The sequence below is a fragment of the Pantoea sp. PNA 03-3 genome, assembly GCF_003201175.1.
GTDB lineage: Bacteria > Pseudomonadota > Gammaproteobacteria > Enterobacterales > Enterobacteriaceae > Pantoea > Pantoea stewartii.
In genome coordinates this window covers 1,167,089-1,179,463 of the sequence record NZ_QICO01000001.1, presented here as the reverse complement: position 1 = coordinate 1,179,463, position 12,375 = coordinate 1,167,089, and the positions used below count along the sequence as shown (strand labels likewise).

Here is a 12,375-nt window from a genome sequence, read left to right as displayed (position 1 = left end):
TTTCAGGCTTGTCAATGTATCGAACCCATGCTGGTCACTATGACCTGCTGCGCATTATATGTTCATTAAACTGATGTTGTGAATCAGGATTTTTACCGCATCGAAATACTTTACCTGACTTACCTGCGTTATCCGCCTTTGTTCATTAACATTTTGGGCGAAAAACGCCCTTTACGGCTGCCATAACGTGACATCTCCGTTTAGCTTGCGGTTCAGGAAAAAGGCGGCGCTAATCAGGGCGAGATGCGTCAGCGCCTGCGGCATATTGCCTAGTGCCTGGCCGTGGCTGTCGAACTCTTCGGCATATAACCCCAATGGATTAGCGTAGCTCAGTAATTTCTCGAACTCAAAATGGGCTTCGCGTACGCGTCCGGCACGTGCCAGACATTCGACGTACCAGAACGAGCAGGCACCAAATGAACCTTCTCCGCCGGTGAGCCCGTCCGCCGGGGTTTCATGGATGTTATAGCGGCGCACCATCCCATCGCTGACCAGATTCGCCTTGATGGCATCCAGCGTGGCAATCCAGTCAGGATCAGTTGCGCCGACAAAACGCACCAGCGGCATCAGCAGCATGGAGGCATCCAGGTAATCGCCATGGCGGGTCGAAACAAAATGGCCGCGTTCGCTGTTCCAGAAGTTTTTCCAGATATCGTCGCGAATCTCGCGCCGGGTACGGTCCCACCGCTCATAAGGCATCGGCAGGGAACGTTTCATGCCAAGACGCAGCCCGCGATCCATGGCCACCCAGCACATCAAACGGGAATGCAGGAAGTGCTCCGGTTCACCGCGCATTTCCCAGATGCCCGCATCCGGCTGATGCCAGTTATCACAGAGCCAGTCCAGCATCTCTGAGACATGGTTCCAGCCCCGTTGAGAGATGGCTTCACCATATTTATTGGCAAGGTAAATGGCGTCCATCAGTTCGCCATAGATATCCAGTTGTTTCTGTTGCCAGGCATCGTTGCCTATCCTGACCGGGCAGGAATCGGCATAGCCGGACAGGTTGAGCAGCGACATTTCCTGCAGTTCCGTGCTGCTGTCCAGGCGATACATCACCTGTAAACGCATCTCGTCATGATGGCTGTTTTCCACACAGCGACCAACCCATTCGGTGAAGTGCTTGGCCTCATCCACGTAGCCCAGGCGCATCAGCGCGTACATGCTGAAGGACGCATCGCGTATCCAGGAGGCACGGTAATCCCAGTTACGTTCGCCCCCCAGCTCCTCCGGCAGGCCAAAGGTTGCGGCGGCGGCAATGGAGCCGTGCTGCCAGGAAGTCAGCAGCTTCAGCACCAACGCTGAGCGCTGGACCATTTCCTGCCAGCGGCCACGATAGGTGCTGTGGCAACTCCACTCACGCCAGTAGCTCAGCGTCTCTTCGAAACAGTTCGCGGTCGCCAGTTTTTCAACGTGTGCGTCATTTACGCTGCCGAATTCAAATTCGGCGTGTTCGCCCGCTTTTAACTCGAAACTGGCGGTGGCGCTATTACCTTCCAGGGTCATCACGACCGTGGCGGCCAGCCGAAGCGAGGGCTGATCCGTCGCATGAAAATCGATACAACCGCGCTGAATCTCGGCGCGGGTTTCCGCGCGGGCGTAATCATGGCGAGGCGAACAGACCATGTTAAACCGGGCCTGACCCCGCACCATTTTCACCCGGCGGATAATGCGTGGCAGTTTGTCCTGACGATCGCAGATGGGCATGTAGTCAGTAATTTCGGCCACGCCTTCTTCGGCCAGCCAGCGCGTTTGCAGAATATTGGTATCCGGCAGGTAAATTTGTTGCCGACGGGCGTTTTGCCAGTCGGGTGCGATTGAAAACAGGCCCGCTTCGTCACTGTCCAGTAAGGCCGAAAACACCGACGGGCTGTCCAGCTCCGGCCAGCAGAGATAGTCGATCGTGCCATCGTTTGCGACCAGTGCACAGGTGCGGAGATCACCTATGACACCATGATCGTCAATCTTGCGTTTAACCTTACTCATCGCGTTCTCCCTGTCAGTGTCTGACTTAACTATAGCCAGGTACCTGCATACCGCTTCGTTCGGGCACAGATCGTTAACCTGGCGAGCCCGTTGTCCGCGTCCGGCACAATTTTCAGCCCGGTATATACTTTTCATACACTTCCAGAGGAGACCGTTATGACAGCACCCCAACGAAAAGTGGCCATTGTGACCGCATCGGATTCGGGCATCGGCAGCCGTTGTGCTGAGATGTTAGCCGAACAGGGCTTTGATATTGGCATCACCTGGCGTTCTGACGAGGAAGGCGCACAGCGGACCGCCCGTCGGGTAGAAGAGACCGGACAACGGGCAGAGACGATTCAGCTTGATCTGGCCGATCCGCCAGAAGGCGGCAAGGTGTTGCAGCAGTTGATCGACAAACTGGGCCGTATCGATGTGCTGGTCAACAATGCCGGGGCAAATTTTAAAGCCGACTTTATGGACGTGACCTGGGAAGACTGGCGTAAAACCTTCAGCGTGGATGTCGATGGCGTCTTTATCTGTGGGCAGGTGGCGGCACGTAACATGATCAAACAAGGGCAGGGCGGACGCATCATCAACATCACCTCTGTGCACGAGCATACGCCCCTGCCGGGCTCAGTGGCCTATACCGCGGCAAAACATGCGGCAGGCGGCCTGACCAAATCGATGGCGCTGAGTCTGCTGCCCCACAATATTCTGGTCAATGCGGTCGCCCCGGGGGCGATTGCGACGCCGATGAACAAGATGTCCGACGCGGATGCGCACAACGTAAAGATGCCGGAAATTCCTGCCGGCCGCCCTGGCGATACGCACGAAATTGCCAGTATGGTAGCCTGGCTGAGTTCCGAGTGGGCGACCTATACCACCGGTCAGTCGTTTATTATCGATGGCGGCTTTATGCTGGCCAACCCACAGTTTAAAGGCTACTGATCGGCCCGGTGATGATTCCAGCGGCGAATCGCCCAGCGCAGCACAAACGCAAAGACCACCGCCGCGCCCAGCCATAGCAGGTGTTTAAAGTGTTGGTCGAGTTTGTGCAGCCAGGGGGCGATAATGCCGCCTGCAAAATAGCCGAGCGTAACAAACAGCAGTGCCCAGACAGCCGCCCCGGTGACGTTGAGGAGAAAAAACTTCAGCGGCTTCAGGCGGCTTGCGCCAATAATGATCGGCCCAATAATACGAAAGCCATACATAAAACGTGCGCCAATCACGAACAGGCTGGGACGACGCTTAATCAGGCGGTTCGCCTTCACCACTTTATCCTGATGTTTTTTAAAGCGTCGCAAAATGCGGGTACCAAAACGCCGGCCAATCCAGTAGAGCATCTGATCGCCCACCACGCCGCCCGCCATCGCCGCCAGTACGACGCCACTGTAGTGCAGTAGCCCTTCGTGAGCGGCAACCCCGCCCAGCAGCAAAAACGTTTCGCCCTCGGCAATACAGCCAATAAACAGCGCAAGATAGCCGTACTGCGTAATTAACCCATTGATATCCAAATGCAAGGCTGAACTCCCTGTGTGAAGATTTTTCTTTCAGTCTATACCCGATTTGCCAGGACAGCGGATTAAGACCCCGTAAGCGATCTTTTTCGCCGTTTTTTTGCGCAGAGGCCCCAGAAATTATCCTGCCGATTATACTCAAATGACTGCTGCCCCCTTGTGGAAATGTTAACAGATCGGGTGGCCCAATCGGTCAGAGGAGTAAGCGTATGAACCATGTCTGGGGTTTGTTAGCGCATCCGAACCAGGAAATGCGCACTATCAAGCAAGAGAACGAAACGGTTTCGCACCATTACACTCACCACGTGCTGCTGATGGCCGCTGTGCCGGTGATCTGCGCCATGATTGGCACCACTCAGTCAGGCTGGAACCTGGGAGAAGGGCAATATGTGCAGCTTAATTTGCTGACGGCGTTGGGCCTGGGGATTCTGTTCTATCTGGTGATCCTGGGCGGCGTCGCCGTTATGGGGCGGGTGATTCACTGGATGGCGCGTGACTATCCCCATCGTCCCAGCATGGGGCGCTGCACCGTATTTGCGGGCTATGTCGCTACGCCCCTGTTTTTGAGCGGCCTTGTCGCGCTTTATCCGCTGGTCTGGCTATGTGTGCTGGCGGCAGCGCTGGCGCTCCTGTATACCGGGTATCTGCTGTATGTCGGCATTCCGCTGTTTCTGAATATCGACCGTGACGAAAGTCTGCGTTTTTCCAGTTCAACACTGGCTATTGGTGTGCTGGTCTTCGAAGTGCTACTGGCTCTGACCGTGGTGTTATGGGGCTATGGCCCGCGTCTGTTTTAACCTGCCGTTGCCGCCTACAGGGCGGCAACCTTTTTTTAACGCTCAGAAACAATCTCACCAGGAAAATTCCCTGACTTCAGCGTATGATGCTGCGGCCAGCCCGCGCTCTGCCTGTTCAGGCGTTGGCGGCCTGTGTTTACACAGCGCACAATCTTAACCGGGTCTTTTTTCCACGATGCCTGCAAAAATTCGCTTTTCACTGTTGTCGCTGGCGCTGCTCGTTTCCGGGCAGGTTTTTACCCTTCCAGCACAGGCGACCACCACGTTGTCGCAGATGGCCCCGATTGCTCAGCCGCAAATCGCCTCAGGGAGCGCCCTGATTGTCGATCTGACCAATGGTAAAGTCCTGTTCTCCAGTCACCCGGATCGGGTGCGCCCCATCGCGTCCATCACGAAGTTAATGACGGCCATGGTGGTACTGGATGCGCACCAGCCGATGAACGAGATGGTGAAGGTCGATATCAGCCAGACCCCCGAGATGCGTGGTGTGTTTTCGCGCGTCAAACTGAACAGCGAAATTAGTCGCCGCAGTATGCTGATGCTGGCGCTGATGTCCTCGGAAAACCGCGCGGCAGCCAGTCTGGCTCACGCTTATCCGGGCGGGTACGATGCTTTTATCCGGGCAATGAATGCCAAGGCGCGCGCGCTCGGCATGATGCACACGCATTACGTTGAACCCACGGGCCTCTCTATCAAAAACGTGTCCAGCGCCCAGGATCTGGTGAAGCTGCTGAAAGCGACGCGTGAATATCCGCTTCTGGGTGAGCTCAGCACGACCAAAGAAGAAACCGCCGTGTTTGCCCATCCGAGTTATGCGCTGCCGTTCCGCAATACCAATCACCTGGTGTATAAAAATGGCTGGCATATCCAGTTAACGAAAACGGGTTACACCGATCAGGCGGGGCACTGTCTGGTCATGCGGACGATGATTAAGAACCGCCCGGTCGCGCTGGTGGTACTCGATGCGTTTGGCAAATATACCCATTTCGCCGATGCGAATCGTCTGCGCGACTGGCTGGAAACCGGCAAGGCTGCGCCGGTTCCGGCGGCTGCGCTGGCCTATAAAAAACAAAAAGCGGATGAGGTTGCCAGCAACGCAGCCAGTGGGGCCGCTGTAGAGTAATCCTCTGCCGGGGCGCTACGTTTCCCCGGCTGAGATTGACCTGTATTCCTATAGTTTCATGGCAGACGAAAATCTAAACTACCCGCAAATGGCGAGGGTGATTCGCCTGATTACTGTGCCGGAATCTCATTGATATGCTCAAGTTACGTTCATTTAGTGTTCTGATTTTTTTCGCGTTGATGACGCTCGCACCCGCGCTGAGTTTTGCCGACGATGCGACGCAAGCCACGCAGCAAACCGACGACAAACCCAAGGTGGATGCCTCTGTCGAGCTGCCGAAAATGCAGAAGATCCTCGATAAAATTAAAAGCCAGGTCTCCGTTGAAAGCGACGAAAATAAGCTCAGTCGTCTGAATGAGATGGCGCTGGAGCTATCAGGCAATACGGATACGCTTGCGCAGGCGTTACAGCCCGATCGTCAACAACTGGAAGCGCAGCTGGCCGTGCTCGGTCCGGCACCTAAACCGGAAAGCGGCGTCAAAGAGACACCAGACGTGACGCGCAAACGCAGCGCGCTGGAAAGTCAGAAGAGCAAGCTTGACGATCAAATCAAGCAGGCGGAAGGCATTAAAAACAGTGCACTGATGCTCTCCTCACAAATCGTCAATCTGCGCCGCGACCAGCTAAAAAATAAACTCGCCCTGAATTCAGGCAGTATTCTGGGGCCGCGCTTCTGGGCGCCCGTGTTAAGTAGTCAGGATCTGGATGCGGAAAAAATTGGCGATTTTCTCAATGAGCTGAAAGACACGGCCGCACTCTCCTGGGAGCCGGGCTGGCGCATTGGCACGGTTGGCTGGTTGCTGGCCGCGGTGCTGGTGATGACGCTCGGCCGTCGCTATGGTGAAGAGTTCCTGGCCTGGGTCAGTATCAATAAATTGCCTGAAGGGCGTTTGCGCCGTAGTTTTCTGGCGACTGCCGTGGCGCTGACCAGCCTGGCGGCCGTTGTCCTGACCTTCGTCTTTATTTCGCAGGCCTTTACGCGCCGCGATGAAGTCTCCAGCGATGTGCAGGACTTTATTTACCGTCTGGTCGAACTCAGCGTCTACTGTGGCCTGATTGCCGGGCTGGGCCGTGCCTTTTTATCTACGCGTCGCCCCAGCTGGCGTCTGCCGACGATTTCGAACGAAGTCGCCATCGCGCTTAAACCGTTCCCGCCGATTACGGCCCTGCTGGTGTTTATCTTTCAGATGGTCGAGTCCTTTAACTACACCGTCGGCACCAGCCTGAATACCAGTATTTTTGCCAACGGCCTGACGGCATTACTTATCGGCACTACGGCACTGGCGATCAGCATGCGCACCAAGCGCGTTCGTCGTCGCCTGGCGCAGTCGGGTACGCCGCCGGAAGCGCGTTCTACCCTGGTTGGATTGATTCAGATGGCGCTGACGATCACCGCGCTGACCATCCTGGCCTCGCTGGTGATCGGCTACGTCACGCTGGCGCGTTTTCTCAGCTATGAGCTGGTGTGGTGCGGCATTTTGTTTGGCTCATTTTATATTCTCAGTCATCTGGTCAACGACGGCTGTGAGAGTCTGTTCTCAATCAGTAACACGACAGGTAAACGCATCCAGAGTTCACTGAACATTGATGAACGTCATCTGCAGCAGGTGGCGACCATTCTGGCGGCGATAGGTAAAACGTTCCTGGTGCTGTTTGTGGCGCTGGCGCTGCTCAACGGCACCTTTGCCTCGTCCACGCCGATTGAGTTGTTGCAGAAGGCCATCGAATTCTGGGGCGGTAAAGGCCTGGAGTCGCTGAATATCGTTCCGGCGCACCTGGTAAATGCATTGCTGTGCCTGATTGTCGGGATTTACGTCTTGCGTTCAGTGCGGCGCTGGCTGGACAACGACTTCCTGCCCAAAACCACCATGGACAGCGGGATGCGGGTGTCCCTGGTGACGCTGTTCAGTAACGTGGGCTATGTGCTGATTATCCTGCTGACCCTGTCGATTATGGGGCTGCAATGGAACAAGCTGGCCTGGATCGTCAGTGCATTATCTGTCGGTATCGGTTTCGGCTTACAGGAGATCGTTAAGAACTTTATTTCGGGTCTGATTCTGCTGACTGAGCGCCCGGTGAAAGTGGGCGATCTGGTAACGATCAGCGGCGTGGAAGGGGATATTCGTCGCATCAACGTGCGTGCGACGGAAATTCAGCTGGGCGATAAATCTACGGTGATCGTGCCTAACTCGCAGTTTATTTCTCAGAACGTCCGTAACGCGACCATGGGTAACGCGCAGGGCGTGGTGACGATTACCCTGACGTTCCCGCTCAATATTGACCCCGTGCAGGTACGTGAAATTCTGCTTAAGGTGTATGAAGAGAATGAGCGCATTCTGGAGACGCCGGAACCGTCAGTGTCGTTTAAAGATCTTACCGCGCAGGGCATTGTACTCAGCGTAACCGGTAACGTGGCCAGCCAGCGCCAGATTGCAGGCGCAAAAAGCGATCTGCTGTTTGATATTCTGACGCGATTACGTAAAGAAGGGATCGTCCTGTCGACGCCGCAGACCATGATTATCGAACGTCGCCAGCTGCTGGCCTCGGATGTCAGCGATGACGTAACGGTCACAGAGCAACCGCGTTAATGAAACAGGCAGCCCTATGGCTGCCTGTTTTTTCATGGCCTTTTGAGGCGTCAGGGCTGCCTGACCGCCCAGCCTTTCAGCTTACTGGTTTTGCCAATACCGGGGTTAAAGCTGTTGGTCGGATCGAGCTGACGATAGAACGCGGCCAGCTGCGGCTGGGCCTGATAGAGATGGCCGACGTTATGCTCTGCCGGATACTCCGCGCCGCGCGTCTTCAGAATCGCCAGCATTTGCGCTTTCAGGGCATGGACATCCACCCCTTTTTTAACGATGTAGTCCTGATGGAAGACATGGCAGAAAAAATGGCCGTAATACAGCTGATGACTGAGTGACTGCGTTATCCCGGCAGGCAGGGTTTCGAACCAGTCTCTGTCATTGCGGCGCAGCGCAATATCCAGCGCCAGAATATCTTCCACCTCTGTGGCGTGAACGGCGTGATAACGCACTGCCGCACCGGCAGCGGCAAAGCGGTGCAGGAAAGCGTGCGCGCCTTCTTTGCCTTCGCACTCAAAAAACTCTCCGCCACCTTCACGGAAAAACTCCCGCAGGTAGTTGCGCGCCTCTTCGACGCCGTCACCCGACATTTTCAGCATTAAATGATGCTGGTATTTATCGCGATACTGCTTCATGCGTTTCGGCAGATGCGCCGGAAACAGGCGACTCAGCCGTTGCAGCAGCCGGTCAGTCAGATGCGGTTTTATGAAAGACAGTTTATTAAGCCAGCCGTCAACCCGACCTTTAAGCGTAAAAAACAGGGGCATCTTGTCGGTGCCCAGCTTGTCAATCATCAGGAATGTATCTTTGCCGTACACTTCGGCGATATCGTAGATATCCCGGTGCATATATTCCGCGGCAACGGGCAGGTTTTTAAAATGGGCCAGCATATGGCAGCGCAGGTCGCTGAGCACGGCGGCATCGTTAGTGCCGATATAGAACACCTGCTGCTGCGGTTCCTGCTCAAATGTGTCCAGGCGTACCGCGAAAACCGCCAGCTTGCCTGCGCAGCCGGACGCTTCAAACAGACGACGGGCATCCGCGTTAAAACGGGCGGGCGTATCGGCATTCACATCGCGCACGCGGTCAGCATAATCATGATCGGACGCGTGACGGCCATCATGCAGGACATCGTCCGGCTGCCAGCGATCGTCATCCAGGCGTCCCAGAATCTCTTCCGGCGAGGTGCCCAGGTCAATGCCCAGATGATTGACCAGCTTCAGTCGCCCCTGGGCATCAATCTGAGCAAACAGCGCCATTTCACTGTAGGCCGGGCCGCGTTTGATCAGCGAGCCGCCAGAGTTATTACAGATGCCACCCAGCACCGACGCACCAATACAGGAAGATCCAATCACCGAGTGCGGCTCACGGCCCAGCGGCTTCAGGATCTTTTCCAGTTGATACAGGGTACTGCCCGGAAAGGACAGGACCTGTCGGCCCTTATCGATGAGCTGTAGCTTATCCAGCTTCAGTGTGCTGATAATCACCAACGGACGATCGTAGTCGTCGCCCTGCGGCGTCGAGCCTTCGGTCAGGCCGGTATTGGCCGCCTGCATCAAAATGATTGCATCCGCAGCGACCAGCGTTTGCAGTACGCGCCACAGCTCCAGCAGCGTAGCCGGAAACACCACGGCCAGCGCCTCGCCTTCACCAGAACGAAAGCCTTTACGATAGCGAGCCGTGTGCGCGGCCTCAGTCAGAACGTTACTTGTGCCAACCAGACGGCGCAGATCGGCAATCAGGACAGACGATGTCATCATGGGCAATTCCCTTGTCGTATGCATGCGTCCTTACTGTAGCACGTCAGTTGCGTCGGGCGCAGTGTGATAGCCGCAGGCGACATGCTATGCTCTGATGATGCCATCCTGCATTTAGTCGATATTGCGCAGTTACTTAAGAGAACCCAACCCGATGAAATGGATTTGCGCTGTTAGCCTCGCTGTTTCCCTTGCGCTGCAACCTGCACTGGCCGGGGAGCCCACCGTTCAGCATCCGATGACCGAAAAGGCGCGTGATGCCTACGTCAATAATCTGCTTAAAAAAATGACGCTGGATGAGAAAATTGGCCAGTTGCGTTTAATTAGCGTGGGACCGGATACGCCAAAAGAAGCCGTGCGTGAGATGATCCACAAGGGGCAGGTGGGCGCGATTTTTAATACGGTTACGCGCCCGGATATCCGGGCGATGCAGGATCAGGTGATGCAGCTCAGCCGGCTGAAAATTCCGCTGTTTTTCGCCTATGACGTCGTGCACGGTCAGCGGACGATTTTCCCGATTCCGCTGGCGTTAGCCTCCAGCTGGGATCTGGATGCCGTTAAAGAGGTTGGGCGCATTTCAGCTTATGAAGCGGCAGACGATGGGTTAAATATGACCTGGGCGCCGATGGTTGACGTCAGCCGGGAGCCGCGCTGGGGACGCGTGTCCGAAGGCTTCGGCGAGGACACCTATTTAACGTCCGAAATGGGACGCACCATGGTGAAGGCGATGCAGGGCAAAAGCCCGGCAGACCGCTACAACATTATGACCAGCGTAAAGCACTTTGCGCTGTACGGCGCGGTTGAAGGCGGACGGGATTACAACACCGTGGACATGAGTCCGCAACGCATGTTCCAGGACTATCTGCCGCCGTATAAAGCCTCTCTGGATGCCGGCAGCGGCGGCGTCATGGTGGCACTCAACTCCATTAATGGTGTGCCCGCCACGGCCGACAGCTGGCTGCTGAAAGATCTGCTGCGTCGTGACTGGAAATTTAAAGGGATCACCATCAGCGACCACGGTGCGATCAAAGAGTTGATTAAACATGGCGTGGCGAGCGATCCTCAGGATGCGGTGCGTATTGCCCTCAAATCCGGTGTCGATATGAGTATGAGCGATGAATATTACAGCAAATACTTACCGGACCTGGTGAAACGCGGCATCGTCAGTCGGGCGGAAATCGACGATGCGGCGCGCCACGTGCTTAACGTGAAATACGACATGGGGCTGTTTAACGATCCCTATAGTCATCTGGGGCCGAAAGAGAGCGATCCCCAGGACACCAATGCGGAAAGCCGCCTGCATCGTCCCGAAGCCCGGGATGTGGCACGCAAAAGTATGGTGCTGCTGAAAAACCGCCTGAATACGTTACCGCTGAAAAAATCCGGCACCATTGCCTTGATCGGGCCGCTGGCAGACAGCCAGCGCGATATCATGGGCAGCTGGTCAGCGGCAGGTGTCGCGAAACAGTCTGTTTCGCTGTTGCAGGGGATGCAAAATGCGACGCAGGGTAAAGCGACGCTGCTGTATGCCAAAGGATCCAACGTGTCAGACAACAAAGGTATTCAGGACTTCCTGAATATGTATGAACCTGCCATCGTCGTCGATCCGCGCTCCGCACAGGCCATGATCGATGAGGCGGTAGAGAAGGCAAAACAGGCAGATGTCGTCGTGGCCGCCGTGGGGGAAGCGCAGGGCATGGCGCACGAAGCGTCCAGCCGTAGCGATCTGATGATTCCACCTGCGCAGCAAAAATTACTGGCTGCGCTGAAGGCAACAGGCAAGCCGCTGGTCATCGTACTGATGAACGGTCGTCCATTGGCGCTGGTCAACGAAGATCGTATGGCCGATGCCATGCTGGAAACCTGGTTCAGCGGGACAGAAGGGGGCAATGCCATTGCGGATGTGCTGTTTGGCGATTACAACCCGTCCGGCAAGCTGCCGATGTCCTTCCCGCGTTCCGTGGGACAAATTCCCATCTATTACAACCATCTGCCGACCGGCCGGCCTTATAACTTTGCCAAGCCAAACAAGTACACGTCCCATTATTACGATGCGGAAAATGGCCCGCTCTATCCGTTTGGTTACGGCCTGAGCTATACCACGTTTACCGTGTCGCCGGTGACGCTGTCCGCTGAAACCATGCCGCACAACGGCAGTGTTGAAGCCAGCGTGACCGTAACAAACAGCGGTAAAGTTGACGGGGCCACGGTCGTCCAGCTGTACCTGAACGATCCGGTAGCCAGCATGAGCCGGCCGGTAAAAGAGCTGCACGGGTTCAAACGGATCATGCTTAAAGCCGGGGAGTCGCAGAAAGTGACCTTCAGGATTGACGTTGATGCACTGAAATTCTGGAATCAGCAGATGAAACACGTTGCTGAACCGGGCAAATTTAACGTCATGATTGGTCTGGACTCAGTACGCACCCAGAACGCCCAGTTTACCTATCAGTAAGCCCCGGCACGAACCGCGCGTCCGGTTCGTGCTGATTAACGCTTCCCCGTTCCGGGGAAGCGCATCCCGTTTCTGCTTCCGCCATCCTGCCCGGACCTCCCCATTTTGAGAGTTTTACCCTTGTCTGACATGGCGACAGGCATGATCCTGCTCTATCCTCGGGGAAAATGGATTCCTCA

General features: G+C 55.7%; 8 protein-coding genes. 5 read left to right on the top strand and 3 right to left on the bottom strand.

Going from position 1 to position 12,375, the window contains the following annotated elements:
* Positions 1 to 171 precede the first annotated feature (171 nt).
* Positions 172 to 1,986 (bottom strand): glycoside hydrolase family 15 protein, encoded by a 1,815-nt coding sequence (locus C7433_RS05450; protein WP_110267758.1) that lies wholly within the window; start codon positions 1,984 to 1,986, stop codon positions 172 to 174.
* Between the two features lie 156 nt (positions 1,987 to 2,142).
* Between C7433_RS05450 and C7433_RS05445 the strand changes: the two genes are divergently transcribed.
* A complete protein-coding gene (locus C7433_RS05445; protein WP_033737715.1) occupies positions 2,143 to 2,916 on the top strand; it encodes an SDR family oxidoreductase in 774 nt (257 codons plus the stop codon).
* Here the strand turns inward: C7433_RS05445 and C7433_RS05440 are convergent.
* A complete protein-coding gene (locus C7433_RS05440) occupies positions 2,910 to 3,488 on the bottom strand; it encodes a DedA family protein (protein ID WP_033737714.1) in 579 nt (192 codons plus the stop codon). The genes C7433_RS05445 and C7433_RS05440 overlap by 7 nt on opposite strands.
* Before the next feature lie 206 nt (positions 3,489 to 3,694).
* Between C7433_RS05440 and C7433_RS05435 the strand changes: the two genes are divergently transcribed.
* The 3 genes from C7433_RS05435 (at position 3,695) to C7433_RS05425 (ending at position 7,993) form a co-directional block, all read left to right on the top strand.
* Positions 3,695 to 4,282 (top strand): Yip1 family protein, encoded by a 588-nt coding sequence (locus tag C7433_RS05435; RefSeq protein ID WP_033737713.1) that lies wholly within the window; start codon positions 3,695 to 3,697, stop codon positions 4,280 to 4,282.
* Positions 4,283 to 4,457: 175 nt separating this feature from the next.
* A complete protein-coding gene (gene pbpG / locus C7433_RS05430) occupies positions 4,458 to 5,405 on the top strand; it encodes a D-alanyl-D-alanine endopeptidase (RefSeq protein WP_033737712.1) in 948 nt (315 codons plus the stop codon).
* A gap of 134 nt (positions 5,406 to 5,539) precedes the next feature.
* Positions 5,540 to 7,993: a DUF3772 domain-containing protein gene (locus C7433_RS05425; RefSeq protein WP_033737711.1), complete on the top strand. Its 2,454-nt coding sequence runs from the start codon at positions 5,540 to 5,542 to the stop codon at positions 7,991 to 7,993.
* Between the two features lie 50 nt (positions 7,994 to 8,043).
* Here the strand turns inward: C7433_RS05425 and dld are convergent, their stop codons facing one another.
* Positions 8,044 to 9,747, bottom strand: coding sequence for a D-lactate dehydrogenase (gene dld / locus C7433_RS05420; RefSeq protein ID WP_110267757.1), 1,704 nt, complete (start codon positions 9,745 to 9,747; stop codon positions 8,044 to 8,046).
* Between the two features lie 151 nt (positions 9,748 to 9,898).
* Between dld and bglX the strand changes: the two genes are divergently transcribed.
* The gene (gene bglX / locus C7433_RS05415; protein WP_033737709.1) at positions 9,899 to 12,196 is read left to right on the top strand and encodes a beta-glucosidase BglX; all 2,298 of its coding nucleotides are present in this window, start codon (positions 9,899 to 9,901) and stop codon (positions 12,194 to 12,196) included.
* Positions 12,197 to 12,375: the final 179 nt, after the last annotated feature.

Bases quoted from the DNA above. Each gene is read 5' to 3' on its own strand.
- C7433_RS05450 (WP_110267758.1), bottom strand. From the start codon at position 1,986: ATGAGTAAGGTTAAACGCAAGATTGACGATCATGGTGTCATAGGTGAT.
- C7433_RS05445 (WP_033737715.1), top strand. From the start codon at position 2,143: ATGACAGCACCCCAACGAAAAGTGGCCATTGTGACCGCATCGGATTCG.
- C7433_RS05435 (WP_033737713.1), top strand. From the start codon at position 3,695: ATGAACCATGTCTGGGGTTTGTTAGCGCATCCGAACCAGGAAATGCGC.
- pbpG (WP_033737712.1), top strand. From the start codon at position 4,458: ATGCCTGCAAAAATTCGCTTTTCACTGTTGTCGCTGGCGCTGCTCGTT.
- C7433_RS05425 (WP_033737711.1), top strand. From the start codon at position 5,540: ATGCTCAAGTTACGTTCATTTAGTGTTCTGATTTTTTTCGCGTTGATG.
- dld (WP_110267757.1), bottom strand. From the start codon at position 9,747: ATGATGACATCGTCTGTCCTGATTGCCGATCTGCGCCGTCTGGTTGGC.
- bglX (WP_033737709.1), top strand. From the start codon at position 9,899: ATGAAATGGATTTGCGCTGTTAGCCTCGCTGTTTCCCTTGCGCTGCAA.